Genomic DNA, 20,017 nt, shown 5'->3' with positions numbered 1-20,017 from the left:
CCCACCGCACCGGGGGCGCCCCACTTCTTTGTCGGTACGGCTTACTTGGCCCGGTCGAAGTCGATCGCGCTGTAGGCCCGCAGCTTGCTGAGCCGGTGCTCCGAGCTGATCCGCCGGACCGTCCCGGACTTCGAGCGCATCACGATCGACTCGGTGACCGCGGAGTCCGCCCGGTACCGCACACCCCGCAGCAGCTCACCGTCGGTGATGCCGGTGGCGACGAAGAACACGTTCTCCCCGGTCACCAGGTCCTCGGTGGTCAGCACCCGGTCCAGGTCGTGCCCGGCGTCGATCGCCCGAGCCCGCTCCTCGTCGTCCTTCGGCCACAGCTTGCCCTGGATCGTGCCGCCGAGGCACTTCACGGCGCAGGCGGAGATGATGCCCTCCGGCGTACCTCCGATCCCGAGCAGCATGTCGACACCGGTGCCCTCGCGCAGCGCGTAGATCGACCCGGCGACATCGCCGTCGGAGATCAGCTTGATACGCGCGCCGGCGTCCCGGATCTCCTTGATGATCCCCTCGTGCCGCGGCCGGTCGAGGATGACCACCGTGACGTCCTCGGGCGTGGACCGCTTGGCCTTGGCGACCCGGCGGATGTTCACCGACACCGGCGCGTTGATGTCGACGAAGTCCGCCGCCTCGGGCCCGGTGACCAGCTTGTCCATGTAGAAGACGGCGGACGGGTCGAACATCGCCCCGCGCTCGGTGGCCGCGAGGACGGCGATCGCGTTCGGCATGCCCTTGGCGGTCAGCGTGGTGCCGTCGATCGGGTCGACCGCGATGTCCACCTCGGGCCCGGTGCCGTCGCCGACCCGCTCCCCGTTGAAGAGCATCGGCGCCTCGTCCTTCTCACCCTCGCCGATGACGACGACGCCGTTCATCGACACGGTGGAGACGAGGGTCCGCATGGCGCGCACCGCGGCACCGTCGGCGCCGTTCTTGTCGCCGCGCCCGACCCAGCGGCCCGCGGCCATCGCGGCTGCTTCGGTCACCCGGACGAGTTCCAGGGCGAGGTTGCGGTCGGGGGCCTCGGAGGGTACATCGAGCTCGGACGGCAAGTGATGATGTTCGGTCATCGGAGCGCACCTTTCTGATACGACGACGGCCGGATGAGGGTGATGGCCCAGACTCTATCGTCAGGTCGACAAAATGAGCAGGGGACCCCACGGATGAGCGGACCAGGGCACCTGCGACGATAGGGGGCGTGGCAGGTACGAACGCTAAGCGGCAGTCGGTCCGGAACATGGTCCTCTCCCTCGGGGTGACGATCCTCGCGGCAGGGGTCGTGTACCTCTTCATCCCGCACGAGGAGTCCGCCCCGGACCTCCCGCGGGTCGACTACCGCGTCGAGCTGCTCACCGCCCGCCGCGCCGCCGCCTACCCGGTCGCGGCCCCCGAGGGCCTGGCCAAGGAGTGGAAGGCGACCTCGGTGCGGTTCCAGGGCACCGAGGGCGACACCTGGCACCTCGGCTTCCACGCCCCCGACGGGGAGTACGTCCAGCTCCAGCAGTCCACTCAGAAGCCGAAGGCGTTCATCTCCGATGCCACCCAGGGCGCCCACGAGACCAAGGCCACGCAGCGGATCGACGGCCGGACGTGGACCCGCTGGACCGGCGGCCGTTACGACGCGCTCGTGCTGAAGGCCGACGACGCCACGACGGTGGTGGCCGGCACGGGGTCGTTCGAGCAGCTCGCGGAGATGGCGGGAGCGCTGGAGACGAAGTGACGCACGACGAAGGCCCCCCGGCGTTCGAGCCGGGGGGCCTTCGTCGTGCGGTCACGCTCAGACGGTCGTGACGACCTCGTCGTACGCCAGACGCGGGGAGCGCGGGAACCAGGCGTCGGCGCCGGGCTTGCCGATGTTCACGACCATCAGCGGGGTGTGGTCGTCGTCCAGGAACTCCTTGCGGAGACCCTCGAAGTCCAGGCCGGTCATCGGGCCGGCGGCGAGGCCCGCGGCGCGGACGCCGATGATGAAGTAGGCGGCCTGCAGGGCGGCGTTCAGGGCGGCGGAGCCCTCGCGGGCCGCGCGCTCGCCGAAGAAGAGGTCCTTGGCCTGCGGGAAGTGCGGGAAGAGGGTCGGCAGCTCCTCGTGGAACTCGTTGTCCGCGGAGAGGATCGCGACCAGCGGGGCGGCGGCGGTCTTGGCCTGGTTGCCCTCGGCCATGTGCTGCACGAGGCGCTCGCGGGCCTCGGCGGAGCGGACCAGCGTGACGCGCAGCGGCGACTGGTTCATGGAGGTCGGGCCGTACTTGACCAGGTCGTAGATGGCCTGCACCTGCTCGTCGGTCACCGGCTCGTCGGTGAAGCTGTTCGCGGTGCGGGCCTCACGGAAGAGCAGGTCCTGGGCGGCGGGGTCAAGAACGAGAGACATGCGTGAACCTTCTCGGGGGTGTACGTCGGATCCGTTCGCCGGATCAGCTGACACGTCAACCATATGGCAGTGAAGTTGACCCTTCAACAAAAAGCGGGGCGTGGTGATCCGCTTCACAACGCCCCGCGCATCAGTCCCCGGGAGCCAGTCCCCGGGCGCCAGGCCCCGGCTCGCTACTCCCCGGCGGCTTCCTTCTCCTCTTCCGCCGCCTCCTCGGCCAGCGCCGCGTCCAGGCGGGCCCGCGCGCCGTCCAGCCAGCGCCGGCACACCTTGGCGAGCTCCTCCCCGCGCTCCCACAGCGCCAGGGACTCCTCCAGCGTCGTACCGCCCGCCTCCAGGCGTCGTACGACCTCGATCAGCTCGTCCCGCGCCTGCTCGTACCCGAGCGCCTCATCCACCTTGCCGGTCATCCATTCACCTCAGACATCGACCCTGACACTGAACTCACCCTCGGAAACCCGCGCCCGCAGCACCTCGTCGCCGCCGACCTCCTCCGGAGCCCGGACCACATGACCGTCGGCCTTCTGGAGCACGGCGTACCCGCGCTTCAGGGTCGCCGCGGGGGAGAGGGCCACCACGCGCGCGTGCGTGTGCGTGAGCTCGGAGTCGGCGCGGTCGAGGAGGTGGCCGAGGGTACGGCGGCCGCGGTCCAGCAGGGACGCGACATGATCGGCGCGCTCGTCGATCATCCGGTGCGGATCCTCTATCGACGGCCGGGCCAGCGCCGCGGCCAGCCCGCGCTCCTCCCGCTCGACGACCGCCCCGACGCACCGCCGGGCCCGGTCGCGCAGCATCCGCACCCGCTCGTACTCCTCGCCCACGTCCGGTACGACCTTCTTGGCCGCGTCGGTGGGCGTCGAGGCGCGCAGGTCGGCGACGTAGTCCAGGAGCGGGTTGTCCGGCTCGTGCCCGATGGCGGAGACCACCGGTGTACGGCACGCGGCTACCGTGCGCACCAGCTGCTCGTCGGAGAACGGCAGCAGGTCCTCCACGCTGCCGCCGCCGCGCGCGACGACGATCACGTCCACGTCGTCGATCTCGTCGAGCTCCTTCACCGCCTGCACGACCTGCGACACCGCGTGCACGCCCTGCACGGCGACATTGCGCACCTCGAAGCGGACGGCGGGCCAGCGGTGCCGGGCGTTCTCCAGCACGTCCCGCTCGGCGGCGGAGGCCCGGCCGCAGACCAGACCGATGAGCTGCGGCAGGAACGGCAGCGGCTTCTTGCGCTCCGGGGCGAACAGCCCCTCGCCCGCCAGCGCCTTCTTCAGCTGCTCGAGCCGTGCCAGCAGCTCGCCGACCCCCACGGGCCTTATCTCGGTGGCCCGCAGCGACAGCTGCCCGCGCGGGGCGTACCACTCGGGCTTCGCCAGGACGACGACCCGGGCGCCCTCGCTCACCACGTCCGCCACGGCGTCGAAGACCTGCCGGTAGCAGGTGACGCTCACGGAGACGTCGTACGACGGATCCCGCAGCGTCAGGAAGACCACTCCCGCGCCCGGCCGCCGCGACAGCTGGGTGATCTGCCCCTCGACCCAGACCGCCCCGAGCCGGTCGATCCACCCCCCGATGAGCCGTGACACCTCGCCTACGGGCAGCGGGGATTCCGCGGACGTGTTGAGAGCCATGCCCGTGAGCGTATCCGCCCCCACCGACAACGAACCGCCCCCGACCTCCGACGGCAAACTGTTCCCGGCCTCCGGCGGTGGACCGTTCCCGGCGGGGCGACGGTGAACTGTTCCCGGCCCCTGGCGGTGGACCGTTCCCGGCCGGGCGGGGCGAACTGTCCCCGGCCTCCGGCGGCGAAGCGTCTCCGGCCTCCGGCGGCGAACTGTCCCGGCCTCCGGCGGTGGACCGTTCCCGGCCGGGCGGCGGCGAGCTGTTCCCGGCCTCCGGCGGCGAAGCGTGCCCGGCCTCCGCTAGCGAACCGTTCCCGGCCACCGGCGGTGGACCGTTCCCGGACGCCGATGTCGAACCGCCCCCGGCCGGGGCGGCGGTCTCACGTGTTCCCGGTCGGCTCTCGCCCCCGTTGTGCCACCAGCACCGCCAGGCCCAGTGCCAGCCAGATCGCGCCCACCACCTGGGCCGTGCCCGAGGCCTCCACGATCACCGCGATCGTGATCGCCGCGCCGACGACCGGCACCAGCACATGGCGCCACCAGCTCACCGGCCCGTCGTTGCGCCGTACCGCGAACCAGCCCACCACGCTCGCGTGCAGCAGCGTGAAGGCGGTGAGGGCGCCGATGTCGACCACCGAGACCAGATGGTCCATGCCGTCGTCGCGGCGGGCCGCCCAGACCGCCGCGACCAGGGTGATCACGGCCGCGCAGGACAGGGCGAGCCGGGGGACGCCGGAGTCCGTGCGGGACAGCAGCCGCGGCAGGCGTCCGGCACGCCCCATCGCGAACAGCAGCCGTCCGGCCGCCGCCTGCCCGGCCAGCGCGGCGAACGCGGCGCCGATCGCCTTGCTCACGGCCACCAGGTCGTGCAGCCACGTCCCGACGGAGGCGTCTACGGCGTCGTAGAACGCGGAACCCTGCCGGCCCGGATCGGCGGCCAGCTCGGCCGAGGACGTGGGCTCCAGCAGGGCCACCAGATAGGTCTGCGCGACGAAGAGCACACCCGCGAGCGCCAGACAGAGCAGGACCGCCCGCGCGACCTTCTCCGAACCACCGGTGACCTCCTCCGCGAAGGAGACGATGGCGTCGAAGCCGAGGTACGACAGAACCGCGATCGACACCGCGCCGAGCACCGCCGACAGCGCGAACGCGCCCTGCGTGCCGTCCCCCGACAGCGGCGACAGCCAGCCCCGCTCGGCGCCGTCCCGCGCGAGGACGACCACCGCCGACACCGCGAACACCAGCAGGACCACGATCTCCATGGCCAGCACCAGGAAGCCCACCTTGGCCGCGGTCCGCACCCCCCACAGGTTCAGCAGCGTCGTGACGACCACCGCGAGCGCCGTCCACACCCAGCGGCTGACCTCCGGGACCAGCGCCTCCATGGCGATCCCGGAGAACAGGTAGGCGACCGCCGGGATCAGCAGATAGTCCAGCATCGCCATCCAGCCCGCGACGAAACCGGCCCGCGGACCGAGCCCCGCCCGCGCGTAGGCGAACACGGACCCCGCCTGGGGGACCACCCGCACCATCTGCGCGTAGCTGAATGCGGTGAACGCCATCGCGACCGTGGCGACCACGTACACGAGGGCGACGGCGCCGTGCGACCTCGCGTCCAGCGTGCCGAAGACGCCGACCGGGGCCATGGGGGCGATGAAGAGCAGCCCGTAGACCACCAGGTCGCGGAAGCCCAGGGTGCGTCGCAGACCGTGGTGTTCCGCGTCGGCCGTAGGGGACGCCGTACCAATGTCGGACATGCCGCCAGTGTCCAGAACCCTCGTCACCGCCGCGATCTTCGACCCGCCGAACGCACCCTTACGATGGGACGCATGACTGCTTCGCCTGGCCGCCGTGTCCTGCTCGCCGCCCCCCGTGGCTACTGCGCGGGTGTGGACCGCGCCGTGATCGCCGTCGAGAAAGCCCTCGAGCAGTACGGGGCTCCGGTCTATGTCCGGCACGAGATCGTGCACAACAAGTACGTCGTCCAGACCCTGGAGAAGAAGGGCGCGATCTTCGTCGAGCGCACCGAGGAGGTGCCGCCCGGCAACATCGTCATGTTCTCGGCCCACGGCGTCGCCCCGGTCGTCCACGACGAGGCCGCGCGCGGCAAGCTCGCCACCATCGACGCCACCTGCCCGCTCGTCACCAAGGTCCACAAGGAAGCCGTCCGCTTCGCCAACGAGGACTACGACATCCTCCTCATCGGCCACGAGGGCCACGAGGAGGTCATCGGCACCTCCGGCGAGGCCCCCGACCACATCCAGCTCGTCGACGGCCCGGAGGACGTCGCCAAGGTCGAGGTGCGCGACGAGTCGAAGGTCGTCTGGCTGTCCCAGACCACGCTGAGCGTCGACGAGACCATGGAGACCGTCGACGCGCTCAAGGAGAAGTTCCCGCAGCTCATCTCCCCGCCGAGCGACGACATCTGCTACGCCACGCAGAACCGCCAGCTCGCCGTGAAGCAGATGGGCGCCGAGGCCGAGCTGGTCATCGTGGTCGGCTCGCGCAACTCCTCCAACTCCAAGCGGCTCGTCGAGGTGGCCAAGCTGGCCGGCTCGCGCGAGGCCTACCTCGTGGACTTCGCCAGCGAGATCGACGAGGCCTGGCTGGAGGGCGTCACCACCGTCGGCGTCACCTCCGGCGCCTCCGTCCCCGAGGTCCTCGTCGAGGAGGTCCTGGAGTGGCTCTCCCAGCGCGGCTACGGCGATGTCGAGCTGGTGAAGGCGGCCGAGGAGTCGATCACCTTCTCGCTGCCGAAGGAGCTGCGCCGGGATCTGCGCGAGGAGGCCGCGGCCCTGATCGCGGAGCGCAAGGGTGACTCGCAGGAGTGACGGTCAGTCGTCCGTCGTAACGTAGAGCCATGCAGATCTTCGGTGTGGACATCGGCGGTTCCGGTATCAAGGGCGCTCCTGTGGACCTGGACAGGGGCGACCTGGCCCAGGAGCGACTGAAAGTGCTCACCCCGCAGCCGGCGACTCCCGACGGGGTGGCCGACGGCGTCAAGCAGGTCGTCGACCACTTCGGCTGGACGGGGCCGGTCGGGCTGACCTTCCCGGGCGTGGTGACCGGCGGCTCGACCATCCGCACGGCGGCCAACGTCGACAAGAGCTGGATCGACACCGACGCGCGCGCGTTGTTCAGCGAGCGTCTGGGCGGCCTGCCGGTGACGGTGGTCAACGACGCGGACGCCGCCGGAGTCGCCGAGATCGCCTTCGGCGCGGGTCAGGGCCGCAAGGGCACCGTCATCCTGCTCACCTTCGGCACGGGCATCGGCAGCGCCCTGTTCGTGGACGGCGCCCTGGTGCCCAACACCGAGCTGGGCCATCTGGAGCTGCACGGCCATGACGCCGAGAAACGGGCCTCCAGCAAGGCCAAGGACGACGGCGAGCTGACCTGGGAGCACTGGGCGCACCGGGTCCAGAAGTACCTCGCCCATGTGGAGATGCTGTTCTCGCCGGAGCTGTTCATCATCGGCGGCGGGGTCAGCCGTAAGTCGCAGAAGTTCTTGCACTACATCGAGGGGATCAAGGCGGAGATCGTCCCGGCGCAGCTGCAGAACAACGCGGGCATCGTGGGGGCGGCGATGCGGGCGGCGGAGTAGCTCGGACGGGCGGGTCGCGGATCGGTCAGACGGGCGGGCGGCCGCGGGCCGTCCTGCGCCGCATCAGGCGCACCTTGCGCACGGTGACGATCACACCGGTGACCAGCGTTCCGCCGTACAGCCATCCGGCCTGGGTGGCGAGCGCGGTGAACAGGCCCATCAGCCGGTCCCCGGTGCTGTCGCCGCTGTCGGCCACCGTCACCAGGCCCAGCGCGAAGGCGATCGGTACGACGATGACGGCGGTCACCAGGTCCGCCTTGCGCACCCAGACGGCGGTCAGGACGCACACCGGCAGGAACAGCACGCCGTAGACCGTCAGCGACGAGCCGAGGAGCAGGGCGTCCAGGGAGCCGAGCGCGAGCATCACGACCGCGCAGAAGAGCCCGACGCCCAGTCCGGTGAGGCGGGGGTTCGGCATCCGGCGCAGCGCCTGCACCACCGGGGGCGGCGGGCGCCGGACGGCGGTGGGGGGCCGGCGGGGGGCTCCCGTCCGGGCCTGCGCGCCCCCTCTGGCCTGCGCGCCCCCTCTGGCCTGCGGCGGAAGGGGCGGCGCGGCCCGTCGCGGGCCCTGCTGCCCGGGCTGCCCGTGCTGCTTGTACTGCGCTGGGCGCGTCCTGTGTTGCTCCACTGGACCAACTTAGGTCTGTTTATGTGCCGAATCGCCCATGGGACACGCCGAGGGGCGGACCTTGGCCAAGCGTTCGACAGGCAGCCGGTACCGCGCGGGTCACGCCGTAGACTGGTGGATCGGGCCCGCCGGCCTCCAGTCCTCCTCTCACTTCGGGAAGTCGCAACGTGTCGCTCACGATCGGAATCGTCGGTCTGCCGAATGTCGGCAAGTCGACCCTGTTCAACGCCCTGACCAAGAACGACGTGCTGGCGGCCAACTACCCGTTCGCCACGATCGAGCCCAACGTGGGCGTCGTCGGCGTCCCGGACCCGCGTCTGACCAAGCTGGCCGAGATCTTCTCCTCCCAGCGGGTCCTCCCGGCGACGGTCGACTTCGTCGACATCGCGGGCATCGTGCGCGGCGCCTCCGAGGGGGAGGGCCTGGGCAACAAGTTCCTGGCGAACATCCGTGAGTCCGACGCGATCTGCCAGGTCATCCGCGCCTTCAAGGACGAGAACGTCGTCCATGTCGACGGCAAGGTCTCGCCCAAGGACGACATCGAGACGATCAACACCGAGCTGATCCTCGCCGACCTGCAGACCATCGAGAAGGTCCTGCCCCGGCTCCAGAAGGAGTCGCGGATCAAGAAGGACATCGCGCCGAAGGTGAAGGCCGTCGAGGAGGCCAAAGAGATCCTGGAGAAGGGCGACACGCTGTTCTCGGCGGGCATCGTCCAGGGCTCCGGCAACGAGGAGCTCCTGCACGACCTGCACCTGCTGACGACGAAGCCCTTCCTCTACGTCTTCAACGTCGACGAGGACGAGCTGACCGACGACGCCTTCAAGGACGAGCAGCGCGCGCTGGTCGCCCCCGCCGAGGCGATCTTCCTCAACGCCAAGCTGGAGGCGGACCTCGCCGAGCTGGACGAGGAGGACGCGCTGGAGCTGCTGGAGTCGGTGGGCGCGGAGGAGCCGGGCCTCGCGACCCTGGCCCGCGTCGGCTTCAACACCCTCGGCCTGCAGACCTACCTCACGGCCGGCCCCAAGGAATCCCGCGCCTGGACCATCAAGAAGGGCGCCACGGCCCCCGAGGCGGCCGGCGTGATCCACACCGACTTCCAGAAGGGCTTCATCAAGGCGGAGGTCATCTCCTTCGCCGACCTGGTGGAGACGGGCTCGGTGGCCGAGGCCCGCGCGAAGGGCAAGGCGCGCATGGAGGGCAAGGAGTACGTCATGCAGGACGGGGACGTGGTGGAGTTCCGCTTCAACGTCTGACGCCGCGCAAGAACCGTGCCCGGCCCGCCGCTCGGTGGGTCGGGCATCGGCTTGATGCTACGTCTGAACCCGGCTGGCGCCGGGCGGTGTCAGCTTGTCGAGGTCGAGGGTGATCTCGAAGGGCACCGGGCGGCGGAGATCGTTTCGGAAGATTCCGGCGGGGGCGTAGGCGCGGGTGGGTTCGTCCAGCTCGTAGACGTGGACGACGGGTGCGCCGTCCTCGTCCTCGACACACCAGTAGTGGGGAATGCCGGCCTCGGCGTACTTGCGGAGCTTGACCGTGCGGTCGCGGTGAGCGGACTCGGGGGACACGACTTCGACGACGAGGCGGACTTCGTCCGGCGCGAACCAGGTGCGGTCACTCTCGAAGGCAGCGGTGGTCACCAGCAGATCCGGTTCGGGCCGATTTCGCTCATCAAGCTTGATGGCCATCTCCCGGCTGACTCTGTTGTCGGCCGGCGCCTGTTCCATGAGAGCAACGGTGAGCATGGTGACGAGGTGGCCGTGCCACCACCTCTGCGGCGACATCATGAAGACAAGCGCTCCGTCGATGAGCTCGGTGTGGCGAGGCGCCTCGGGCAGGCGGTCCAGGTCCTCCGCGAACCAGCCTTCCGCGCGCGGGGGGCGCATCCAGTCGGGCAGTGCGGTCATGGCACTACCGTAGCGGCACCCGGCATCGCGTGTGGTCCGCCTCACCCCCGGGCCCTCAGTGCGCTCTCCGCCGCCGCCACGACCGTGCGGGTCTGGTGGGCGACCTGGTGGGAAATCGGGACCCAGCGCAGGTGGAGGGACTTCTCGAAGTCCGTGCACCACGTGGTGAAGAGTTCCGTCAGGTCGTGGTGGAGGGCGGGGGCCTGGGGGGCGTTCGATGCCTTCAGGAGGCGCAGGAGGAGGCCTGCCGCTCGTAGGGGCTGGCGGCGGGCGACGATGTCCAGGGTGCAGATCTGGGCCGTCGTCACCGACCGGGGGTTTTCGGCCAGGGGTTGCCAGGAGTCGGCGACGAGGTCGTAGAGGCCGTCCGCCATCCACTCCAGTACGCGCCGGAGAGGGTCCGTATCGGGTGGCGGCAGGAAGTCCCGGGACTTCTCGAGGATCTCCGTCACCTGGCGGCCGCCGTCCCGCACCAGGGCCGACAGGTCGCGCAGTGCCCGCACGGGGGCGGGGTGGGGGGTCGGGTCCTCCGCCAGGTCCGTTGCCCACATGGGGACTTCGATGATCGCCGTCGCGCCGCCGTAGCCCTGGGGCGCGCACCAGGTGGACAGAGCGATGTTCTCGGAGCCGGCCGCCAGGCGGGCGGTACTGTCCGGGGGTGGCAGGACGTAGGTTCCCGGGCTCGGGTTCTCCCAGTACAGGGCGTCGAACGTGCCGTGCTGGACCGGGATGCCGTGCCGCCTCGCCGACGCCTGGAAAGGGGCGGCCAGTTCGGGCAGGTCCCGGGTCAACTGGAGCCAGCTGCCGCCCGCTTCGACGCTGTGCAGGGAGCACTGGAGAAACGGACGCACCTCGTCGATCACCCGGAACAGGGCCTGGCTCTCCGGGAGTCGGCACCCTTCGATCGGCGCCCACTCCGGCTGTTCCGCCGCGACCGGGCGGTAGGCCGTGCCGTAGTAGCCCTCCAGCGTCGGGGCGGGGCCGGCCGTCGCCGCCTCGATCCCCTCGGCCAGCGCCGCGCCGTCCGGATCGAGGCACAGCACGATGTCCCAGGTGACCATGGAGGGGTCGGTCGCGGCGAACTGCCGCTCGTTCAAAGCCACGTGTTCCGCCAGCGCGAGCGCCGTCGCGCCGCTGGCCGGTTCGTCCGGGTGCGGGCGGGCGACCACCAGGACGTGTCGCGGCCCGTGTCCCACGGACAGCATCAGCAGTGGGCGGCCCGCGCGGGACATCCCGATCCGGCGCAGGCGGACCGCCCCCGGGAACCGGGAGACCAGCCGCCGCGCCGACTCGGTGACGTCCGCGACCGTGAGGTAGCGGTCCATCGGCTGCGGCCGGTCAGGAGCCGCCGTTGCCACCGCTGTCGCCGGTGGTCTCCTTCTTGTCCAGCGGACGAATCTCGATCTTGTTCGGCATGCCGTGTCCTCCCGTTGATGGCCGTGGCGTGCGGTGATCGTGCTCTTGCCAGCGTTCGCCTCTCGGGTCACTGTTGTCAATGTCCGTTGCTGGAGGGGTAGTTGAGGTCTGTGACATTGGCGGGAAAATGACGTTGCGCGCGATGCGGCGGCCGCGGATCAAGCCGGAGCACCGGGCCTACCGGACGTCGGACGGGCACATCAGGATCGGGAGCGTCGTCTACGGCATCGGCGCCGAGGTCAAGGATCCCGACGGCTGGGTGTGGACGCTGGTCGAGGCCATGGACGGCACTCGCACCGCCGAGGACGTCGTCGCCGAGGTGTCCCGCGGCCACCCCGGCCTTCCGGCCCCCGACATCGCGCGGGCCATGACCGACCTCACCGACGCCGGATACGTGGAGGACGTCGGCGCCCCGCCCCCGGTGGAGCTGTCGGAGCGGGAGCGCGAGCGGTACAGCCGGAGCATGACCCTGCAGCGGTGGATGGATCTCCGGCCGCGGGAGAGCACCTGGGAACCGCAACTGCGGCTGCGCCGGGCCCGCGTCCTGCTGGTCGGCCTCGGCGGCACCGGCGGAGCCGCCGCACGGGACCTCGTGGCCTCCGGAGTGGGCCGGCTGCACTGCGTCGAACCGGACGTCGTCGAGCTGTCCAACCTCAACCGGCAGACCCTCTACGGCGAGCACGACATAGGGACGCCCAAGCTCGACGCGGCGCTGCCCGCCCTGCGCGCCCTCAACTCCGACGCGACGGTCACCGGGGAGCGCCGCGAGGTGCGGGGGCCGGAGGACCTCCGGCGCCTGGTGCCGTCGTACGACCTCCTGCTACTCGCCGCCGACCGCCCCGCCGTCATCCGGCGCTGGGCCAACGAGGTCTGCCTCGCCACCGGCACCCCCTGGGCCGAAGCGGGGTATCGCGGGCCGCTGGTGAGCGTCGGGGTGTTCACGCCCGGCCGGGGCGCGTGCTGGGAGTGCCTGCGCGGCTCGGAGGCCGAGCGCCGCGACCTGCGGCTCGGGCCCGGTCAGGACGAGGAGGTCGCCTCTCCCCGGATGCCCTGGAATCCGGCGAACGCCGTCACCGCGAGCCTCTCGGGGAGCCTGCTCGCGCACGCCGGCCTCGCCCTGCTGTGCGGCGTCCCGCATGTGGACCCCGGCTGCCGGTTCGGGCTGAACCTCATGGTGCCCGGCGACCCGATCCTCCAGCGCTCGGAGCGCCGGCCCGACTGCCCCGCCTGCGGAGGGGACCGCGCATGACGGAGACGGCGGCGATCGCGCCGTCGGCCCGGGTGACGCTGCACGAACTGGCGATGCGCCGAGACGGCGACGAGTGGATCGTCGGCCGGATGGCGACCCGGACCTTCGTCGCCCTGCCGGCGGTCGGGGCGCGCGCGGTGGAACTGCTCGGCGAAGGGCTGACCGTGGCCCGGACCGCCGAGGTCCTGTACGAGGAGACCGGCGAGGAGGTCGGGATCGCGGACTTCGTGGGCGATCTGGCCGCGCTGGGGTTCGTGGCCCGGATCGGTGACCGCCCGCTGCCGGACGCCGAACCGCCGCCCGCCTCGCTGCCCCGGCTGCGCCCCCGCCATGTCCGCCTCGCCCTGCACCCGGCGCTCCCCGTGCTGGTCGGGGCGCTGCTGCTGGCCGCCGTCGTCGTCCTGATCCGCCGCCCCGACCTGCTGCCGGGCTACCGCGACCTGCTGTGGAGCCCGCACGGCAGCCTGGTGCTGCTCAGCGGCGCGGCCGCCGGATGGACGCTGGTGCTGGCCCATGAGCTGGCGCACCTGGTCACCGCCCGCGCCGTGGGCGTACCGGGGAGGATCCGGCTCGGCACCCGGCTGCAGTTCCTCGTCATGCAGACCGACATCAGCGGCATCGAACTCGCGCCCCGGCGCCAGCGGCTGACCGCCTACCTGGCCGGTATCGCCCTGAACCTTTCCGTCGCCGCGTCCCTGCTCCTGGTCCTCGCCGTCACGGACCCCGGCACGACCGTCCACCGGCTGCTGGCCGCGGGCGTACTGCTGGCCCTGCTCCCGCTCCCCTTCCAGTGCATGGTGTTCACCCGCACGGACCTCTACTTCGTCCTCCAGGACCTCACCCGCTGCCGGAACCTGTACGGCGACGGCCTCGCCTACGCCCGCTATCTGTTCCGCCGGACCGTCCGCCGCGCGCGCGGCGCCGCCGACCCGAGCACGGCGCTCCCCGCGCACGAGCGCCGCGCCGTCCGCGTCTACAGCGTCGTCCTGGTCGTCGGTACGGCGGCCTGCCTGGCGTTCATGGCCGCCGTCACCCTCCCCCTCGACATCGCCCTGCTGGTCCGCGCCGCACGGGGCCTCGGGCCGGGGCACTCCCTCGCCGGGAACCTCGACTCGCTGGTCGTGCTGGTCGTGCTGGGCGGGGTCAACGTGCTGTGGCTGGTCACCTGGTGGCGCAACCGCGGGAAGCGGCGGCACCACGGCAGCTGAGGATCACGCCGGAACAAGCGGCTCCGCCTGCCCTGGGCGACGGCCGCCGGGGTGTCCGTCACTCGGTGGTCACCTCCGTGAGGTCGGCGAGCAGTTCGGAGGCCGTGATCGGGTCCAGGCCGGAGAAGCGGAGCTCGTTGCGGCGGCCCGGCCAGTAGTCGTCCGGGCCGGCGTTCAGCCATACGGCGTTGAAGGTCTGGTCGCCGAGCATGTCGACGGCGCCGACGGCTATGCCCGGGTCCAGGTCGATGACCAGGTACCGGTCGTCGTCGATCCGCCGGTGGAACCAGCGCTCCACGCCCGCGTCCTGCGGCTGCCCCCGCTCCCAGCCCCGCTTGGTGAGGCCGAGCAGTCTGCCGACCGGCACCGTGGCCCCCTCGAACCGGGCCAGCCGGTGGTCCAGGGTCTCCTCCTCGGTGAGGGCGTACACGGCCCGGCCCAGTTGCGGGAAGGGCTGCACGATCTCGTGGCCGGCGAACAGCTCCGCCCACGCGCCCAACTCCTCGCCCAGCCGCAGCGGGTGGGCCAGCCGGACGCCCGCCCCCTCGGGCAGCGTCAGCTCCTCGCCCCGGACGTCGGCGAACGTACGGTCCTCCGCGACCCGGAACGCCGTCACCCCGTCGCCGGCCTCGCGCAGCCAGACCAGGCGCCGGACCAGATGCCACAGCAGCGGATGCGCCACGAACAGCTCCTGGAACTCGCCCGCCGTCCAGGACCGTTGGGCGACCATCGCCGCCTCCAGCCGCCGTACCTGGGCGGCGGCGACCGTCCGGACGTCCTTCTTCAGCGCGGCGAACCGCTTGCGCTCGGCCGGGGCCAGCTCCGGGTCGTCCTTCGCGGCCGGTGCGGGCAGCGCCTTGCGAAGCCTGCCGTCGGCGTCCCGGACGTAGGGGCGCAGTTGTTCGTCGAAGCCGACCGTGAACCGCCGGGTGCCGTAGTCGACGACTGTGCTGCCGTCCGCGTCCAGGCCGAAGTCGGGGACGAGCCGGTCGCCCAGCTGCTCGGCGGTGAGCCCGAGCCCCTCGGCGACCTCGGCGATCTTCTCCTGGGCGCGGGTCTTCAGGGCCTTGAACGGCACCCGCTGGGCGATGCCGTGCAGATGCATCAGGGCGACATCGGTGCCGATCGCCGCGAGCACGTTCAGCCCCTCCACCGCGCGGTGGTGGGCGCTCTCGCCGGGCCAGGCCCGCACCACGGGGGTGAGCCGCCGTACGGTCTCGTCGTTGCCGAGCCAGCCGAGCGCGTGCAGGGCCCAGCTCTCCTTGGGGGGCATGCCGGCCAGGCGCCACTGCTCGAACAGGCCCCAGGCGAAGCCGGCGAGCGAGTCGGCGGTGCAGTGCTCGGTCAGGATGTCGAGGCCGGGGTAGACGTCGCCCGGTTTGGACAGCGCGAGGACGGTGAGGACGTGGTGCACCGCCTCGACGGGCAGCGCACCGCCCTCCTCGAGCACGATCTGCGGCAACAGCGCGGGCTCGGCCCAGGCACCGACGACCGGCATCCGGGCCGGAAGGGCGCTGACCAGCGGATCGGCGGCCAGCGCCTCCCCGACGATGCCGACGGCTTCGGCGCCCGCGCCCTCCCGGCAGGCCCCGGCGACGGCCGCCAGCACCGCCTCCCCGCCGTGGGCCTCCGCCAGCAGCCGCAGTGCCCGCTCGGCGCCGCGGCGGGCCGGGCCCGCCTTCCCCAGCGCGTGCGGGAGCAGGTACGGAACGGCGGCCAGAGCGTGCCGCTTCAGCCAGGCGCGGCCCATGGCGTCCGCCGACTTCAGCCGGGTCACCCAGTCGCCCACCAGCGCGGCGACCTCGACGCTCAGATACGGCATGACCAGCACGCCCAGGGTGGCGGGATGCCGGGTGGCGGCGCGGGACAGCAGCGGCAGGGCGTCCACCCCGAACCGCGCGGCCACCGGCTTGAGCGCGGCCTCGCCGTCCCAGTAGTCCTCGGGAGCGCAGTCGGCGAGCAGCGGGCGTACGACGTCCTCGGGCCCGGTGACGAACAGCCGGGCCTGCCGGACGTCCGGCATCCGCCCGCCGTCGCGCAGCTCCTTGATCTCCTCCTTGAAGTCGTACTTGCCCCGCCAGCTGCTGTACCACGACGTCGTCCCGGCCCACGCCTGCCGTTCGTCGGGCTGCCAGACGACCCGCGGCTCCGGGGCCGCGGGCGGCGACGAGGCGACCCGCGCCTTCGCGGCCTTGCGCTTCGTCGCCCACGGCGGGCTGACCAGCAGCTTAGGCAGCGCCTCCGCCGGCGCCTCTGCCACCCGGTCCCGGAAGGAGAGCCACGGTTCCACGAACTCGACCACCCGCGCGGGTAGTTCGGGCAGCACGGCGGCGGTCGTTTCGGGGTGGGTGCGGATGTGCGCGGCCAGCAACTGCTCCGCCATCGTGGCGCTCTTGCCCGTACCGGTCGCCGCCGCGCCCATCAGCCGCAGCGCGCGCACCGGCCACCGGCGCATCGCCTCCATCAGGTACGGCCGTACGTTCTTGTCCTCGACGCGGGACAGCAGCACCCGGAACGCGTCGTCCGTCGGCAGTTCCACCAGGGCGCCGGCGAAGGTGCGCAGCCGGTCGGTGCCGTACGCCTCCTCGATGCCCCGCTCCAGCACGGGCGCGATGTCCTTGCCGAGGCCCTCGGCGAGCGTGGCGACCAGGGCCATCGACCAGTCGTTCCAGCCGAGCTCGAAGCGGCTGCCGAAAGCCTCCAGTTGCTCGGGGGAGTTCAGCGAGCAGAGCAGCATCGCGCGCAGCGTCGGGTCGACCGCACCGGCGTCCGCCGCGGCCTCGGCCACCCATTCGCGCTCGCCGGGCACGACGTACGACACGACGACGCGGCCACGCGGGGTGGTCCGGCACTTGGCCAGAACGGTGACCGCCTGCCGGTAGGTCTTCTCGTCGGTCACGGCCAGCAGAGCACGCAGCCGGTCGGCGAAGGGCCGGGCCCACTGGCCGTCAGCGGAGACCGAGTCGGCGCGGAAGCGGATCCGGGAGTCCTCCCGCCGCATGCCGTACTGGATCCAGTGGGCCTCGACCTCGAAGTACTCCACGACCGCCCGAGCGGCGAACACCAGACCGTGCGCCCGCGTCCAGGCGTCCACGAACACGCCCTCGGGGAGCTGGTAGTGCATCGTCAGCGGGGCCAGCGCGGCGGCGCCGAGCGGGCTGTGACCGCCGTTCAGATGCGCGCGCAGGGCCTCGACGACGGTCGGATCGCTCTCCGGCGCGGCGAGCACCTCCTCGATCCACGCCGACTCCTCCCTGAGTCGCGCGGCCAGCAACTCCTCGGCGTCGGAGCGCGGTTCGGGCACCGTCCGGCGGATGCCGCCGCGCCTGGGGTGGACCAGCCGCCGCCAGGCGGCGGGCATGACGAAGACATCCTCGTCCGGGCGCACCTCACCCACACCGGCTTCCGTCGGGCGCGCCTGACCGGCCCCCGCTTCCGTCGGGCGCACCTCCCCGACCTCCGCTTCCGTCCGGCGCACGGCCCCTCCCCTCCGCCCGGCCCCCCGGCCGTGACCTCTCGATCAAGTGGCTGTCACCGTAGCCGCCCCCACTGACAGTGACCGCCGGGCGGCCGGGCCGGCGGCGTTGTCAGTGGCGGCTGCCATGATCCGGGCAGGCTCAACGAGAGGCACGCCCGATGAACCTCGCCGACCGGCTGCAGAACGCGCTCACCGACCCCGAATCGTCGTACGACGAGCCGTTCCCCGACCTGTCCCGGATCTCCGACGAGGAACTGGGCACTCTCCTCGCCGAGTCCTACGGCACGACCGCCCGGACCCAGGCGGCCGTGCAGGCCGGTTTCGCGATCCAGCGGGCGGCCGGGGAACGGCAGCCGCGCTTCACGCCCGAGGCGTGCCGCCGGATGTTCGAGGCGCTGGTCGAGCGCACGGAGGGGTTCGACTTCGCGGATCTCACCCTGGGCCTGTCCGCCGTGGAGCACTGCACGGGCCCGCTTCCGGACCTCTCGGACCTGGTCGCCGGCCTGGTCGAATGGCGGCTGGACGAGGACAAGTACCGCCAGGCGTACGCCATCCTCGCGCTCGCCCGGCTCGCGGGCGAGGCCGTCCTGGGCTACACCGTGGAGCGCATGGCCCAGCGGGAGGGGCCCATCGTGGCGGACGAGATCGCCGTGGTCGCCGCCCTTCCCTGGGCGGAACAGAGACTCATCGCCGCGATCGACCGCGACCACCCGTTCGGCACCCAGCCGCCCCCGGAGGCCTGGCGCCACTCGGCCGCCAACTCCGCCTACGTCGCGTTCGCCCGCCGCGCCCTGGAGGCGGCTGCCGACCGCACCGACGCGATCCGCGCGGGCGAGATCCCCTACCGCTCGGACAAGGCGTTCACGGACCGGGAGGTCATGACGATCGGGCAGGCGGCGCGGGTGGCGCTGCTGCGCGACGAGCCGTGGCTGCCGGAGGTGTTCGACCGGCTGCTCCCCGGCGTCGCCCTCGCCCCCACGGCCGCCCGGACGCTCCCCTCGCAGGCGATGCTCTACGAACTGATGCGCGCCGCCCAGGACTTCCCCACGCCCGAGCTGGTCACCACGATCCGCACGGTGCGCCGGCAGGTCCGGCACGCCGGGGTGCCCAAGCAGCTGGACAAGATGCTCAGCAAGGTCGAGGCGGCCCTGGCCGAGCGCACCGACGTGGCGCTCCGCCTGCCCAGACTGGACTTCCCCGACGACGGCGTCCTGCGCCGCGAGGCAGGCGACTACACCGCCGTCGTCACGGTCACCGACAGCGCCACGCTGACCTGGGAGAAGGACGGCCGCCCGCTGCGCAGCACCCCGGCGCCGGTCCGCCGCGACCACCCCGAGCTGGTGAAGGAGCTGCGCGAGCTGGTCAAGCGGGTGGACGCCCACCTCCGCACCCTCGCCCGCGCGTTGGAGGGCGGCTTCACCGTGGACACCGCCCACCCCTACGCCTGGTGGCGCGCCGAGCTGGCCGAACACCCCCTCGCCCGGACCGTCGTCCGCCGACTGATCTGGGAGATCGAGACCGCGCCCGGCGAGTGGCGGGCCGTACTCCCGGAAACGGCGGACGAGGTGCCCGAGGGCGAGTCCGTACGGCTCTGGCACCCCCTGCGCGCCGACGCCGACTCCGTCCGGGGCTGGCGGGACCTGTTGCTCGAAGCGCGGGTCCAGCAGCCGTTCAAGCAGGCCTTCCGCGAGACCTACCGGCTCACCCCGGCCGAGGAGGAGACCCGCCTCTACTCCAACCGCTTCGCCGGGCACCTCGTCCACTACCGCCGACTGTTCGCGCTGTTCCGCGCGCGGGGCTGGTCGAGCCCCCGGATCGGGCCCTGGGACTGCGATGTCGAGGCGGCGGAACGTGTCCTCGGGGCGGGGGAGTGGCGGATCGGCTTCGACCACGGCTGGTACGACCAGGCGGGCGAGGACGGGATCGCGGCGACGGAACGGGTCCGCTTCGAGCGCAGGGACGACACCGGCTGGCGCGCGGTGCCGCTGGCCGAGGTGCCCGAGCTGGTGTTCAGCGAGGCCATGCGGGACGTGGACCTGTTCATCGGCGTCACCTCGATCGCCGCCGACCCCGACTGGACCGACGGCGGCCCCGTGCGGGCGTACTGGGAGCGGGCCTCGGTCGCCGAACTGCCCGAGACCGCCGAGGCCCGCCGGGACGCCCTGGCGCGCATCCTGCCCCGGCTGAAGATTGCCGACCGCTGCGCCCTGGACGGCCGCTTCCTGGTGGTCCGCGGCGACCTGCGCACGTACCGGATCCACCTCGGCTCGGCCAACATCCTGATGGACCCGGACGGCGCCTACCTCTGCGTCGTCCCGGACCGCCGGAAGGGCGACGGCAGGGTCTTCCTGCCCTTCGAGGACGAGCGCCTCTCCCTGATCCTCAGCAAGGCGTTCCTGCTGGCCGCGGACACGGAGATCACGGACGAGACGATCCGCAGACAGATAGGCAGACGCACCACCCACCCATGACCCACGGTCCACCCGCCCGTGGCCCCTACGGCGCCCCGCTCATGGCCCACCGGCCCCCCGGTCGTG

General features: G+C 72.1%; 16 protein-coding genes. 7 read left to right on the top strand and 9 right to left on the bottom strand.

Annotated elements, in window-relative coordinates:
- Positions 1-41: 41 nt before the first annotated feature.
- Positions 42-1,076: a class II fructose-bisphosphatase gene (glpX, locus tag AC068Z_RS01755; RefSeq protein WP_478551300.1), complete on the bottom strand. Its 1,035-nt coding sequence runs from the start codon at positions 1,074-1,076 to the stop codon at positions 42-44.
- A 128-nt stretch (positions 1,077-1,204) separates the two neighbouring features.
- On the opposite strand from glpX, the gene AC068Z_RS01750 reads away from it, so the two are divergent.
- Complete coding sequence (locus AC068Z_RS01750) at positions 1,205-1,726, top strand: DUF4245 domain-containing protein (RefSeq protein ID WP_478551298.1); 522 nt, start codon at positions 1,205-1,207, stop codon at positions 1,724-1,726.
- Positions 1,727-1,783: 57 nt separating this feature from the next.
- On the opposite strand, the gene AC068Z_RS01745 is transcribed toward AC068Z_RS01750, so the two are convergent.
- From AC068Z_RS01745 to AC068Z_RS01730, 4 genes are all read right to left on the bottom strand, one after another.
- Positions 1,784-2,374 (bottom strand): malonic semialdehyde reductase, encoded by a 591-nt coding sequence (locus AC068Z_RS01745; protein WP_478551296.1) that lies wholly within the window; start codon positions 2,372-2,374, stop codon positions 1,784-1,786.
- A 173-nt stretch (positions 2,375-2,547) separates the two neighbouring features.
- Complete coding sequence (locus AC068Z_RS01740; RefSeq protein WP_478551294.1) at positions 2,548-2,784, bottom strand: exodeoxyribonuclease VII small subunit; 237 nt, start codon at positions 2,782-2,784, stop codon at positions 2,548-2,550.
- A gap of 9 nt (positions 2,785-2,793) precedes the next feature.
- Positions 2,794-4,002 carry an exodeoxyribonuclease VII large subunit gene (gene xseA / locus AC068Z_RS01735; protein WP_478551292.1) on the bottom strand — a complete coding sequence of 403 codons (1,209 nt, stop codon included), beginning with the start codon at positions 4,000-4,002 and terminating at the stop codon, positions 2,794-2,796.
- 371 nt (positions 4,003-4,373) lie between these two features.
- Entirely contained in the window at positions 4,374-5,750 is a 1,377-nt protein-coding gene (locus AC068Z_RS01730; RefSeq protein WP_478551290.1) for an APC family permease, read from the bottom strand.
- Positions 5,751-5,813: 63 nt separating this feature from the next.
- Here AC068Z_RS01730 and AC068Z_RS01725 point away from each other — a divergent pair, with 63 nt between their 5' ends.
- Both AC068Z_RS01725 and ppgK read left to right on the top strand, forming a co-directional pair.
- A complete protein-coding gene (locus tag AC068Z_RS01725) occupies positions 5,814-6,824 on the top strand; it encodes a 4-hydroxy-3-methylbut-2-enyl diphosphate reductase (protein ID WP_478551288.1) in 1,011 nt (336 codons plus the stop codon).
- 29 nt (positions 6,825-6,853) lie between these two features.
- Positions 6,854-7,594, top strand: coding sequence for a polyphosphate--glucose phosphotransferase (gene ppgK / locus AC068Z_RS01720; protein ID WP_478551286.1), 741 nt, complete (start codon positions 6,854-6,856; stop codon positions 7,592-7,594).
- Between the two features lie 25 nt (positions 7,595-7,619).
- Here ppgK and AC068Z_RS01715 read toward each other — a convergent pair whose 3' ends face one another.
- Positions 7,620-8,012 (bottom strand): DUF6542 domain-containing protein, encoded by a 393-nt coding sequence (locus AC068Z_RS01715; RefSeq protein WP_478551284.1) that lies wholly within the window; start codon positions 8,010-8,012, stop codon positions 7,620-7,622.
- Positions 8,013-8,389: 377 nt separating this feature from the next.
- On the opposite strand from AC068Z_RS01715, the gene ychF reads away from it, so the two are divergent.
- Positions 8,390-9,478 carry a redox-regulated ATPase YchF gene (gene ychF, locus AC068Z_RS01710; protein ID WP_478551282.1) on the top strand — a complete coding sequence of 363 codons (1,089 nt, stop codon included), beginning with the start codon at positions 8,390-8,392 and terminating at the stop codon, positions 9,476-9,478.
- A gap of 57 nt (positions 9,479-9,535) precedes the next feature.
- On the opposite strand, the gene AC068Z_RS01705 is transcribed toward ychF, so the two are convergent.
- Together AC068Z_RS01705 and AC068Z_RS01700 are read right to left on the bottom strand one after the other, a co-directional pair.
- On the bottom strand, positions 9,536-10,129 hold the full coding sequence (locus AC068Z_RS01705; protein ID WP_478551280.1) for a Uma2 family endonuclease: 594 nt from the start codon (positions 10,127-10,129) through the stop codon (positions 9,536-9,538).
- Positions 10,130-10,170: 41 nt separating this feature from the next.
- Positions 10,171-11,454 carry a M14 family zinc carboxypeptidase gene (locus AC068Z_RS01700; protein ID WP_478551278.1) on the bottom strand — a complete coding sequence of 428 codons (1,284 nt, stop codon included), beginning with the start codon at positions 11,452-11,454 and terminating at the stop codon, positions 10,171-10,173.
- A gap of 218 nt (positions 11,455-11,672) precedes the next feature.
- On the opposite strand from AC068Z_RS01700, the gene AC068Z_RS01695 reads away from it, so the two are divergent.
- Together AC068Z_RS01695 and AC068Z_RS01690 are read left to right on the top strand one after the other, a co-directional pair.
- Positions 11,673-12,794, top strand: a complete 1,122-nt coding sequence (locus AC068Z_RS01695; protein WP_478551276.1) for a HesA/MoeB/ThiF family protein — start codon at positions 11,673-11,675, stop codon at positions 12,792-12,794.
- Complete coding sequence (locus tag AC068Z_RS01690) at positions 12,791-14,002, top strand: hypothetical protein (RefSeq protein ID WP_478551274.1); 1,212 nt, start codon at positions 12,791-12,793, stop codon at positions 14,000-14,002. The genes AC068Z_RS01695 and AC068Z_RS01690 overlap by 4 nt, the downstream gene beginning before the upstream one ends.
- 58 nt (positions 14,003-14,060) lie before the next feature.
- On the opposite strand, the gene AC068Z_RS01685 is transcribed toward AC068Z_RS01690, so the two are convergent.
- The gene (locus AC068Z_RS01685; RefSeq protein WP_478551272.1) at positions 14,061-17,480 is read right to left on the bottom strand and encodes a DUF4132 domain-containing protein; all 3,420 of its coding nucleotides are present in this window, start codon (positions 17,478-17,480) and stop codon (positions 14,061-14,063) included.
- Between the two features lie 158 nt (positions 17,481-17,638).
- Here AC068Z_RS01685 and AC068Z_RS01680 point away from each other — a divergent pair, with 158 nt between their 5' ends.
- On the top strand, positions 17,639-19,951 hold the full coding sequence (locus tag AC068Z_RS01680; protein ID WP_478551270.1) for a DUF4132 domain-containing protein: 2,313 nt from the start codon (positions 17,639-17,641) through the stop codon (positions 19,949-19,951).
- The last annotated feature ends 66 nt before the right edge of the window (positions 19,952-20,017 follow it).

The sequence above is a fragment of the Streptomyces sp. NPDC043726 genome, from assembly GCF_056436565.1.
Note: the sequence above shows the minus strand (reverse complement) of the source record. Positions and strands in the feature narration are given on the sequence as shown.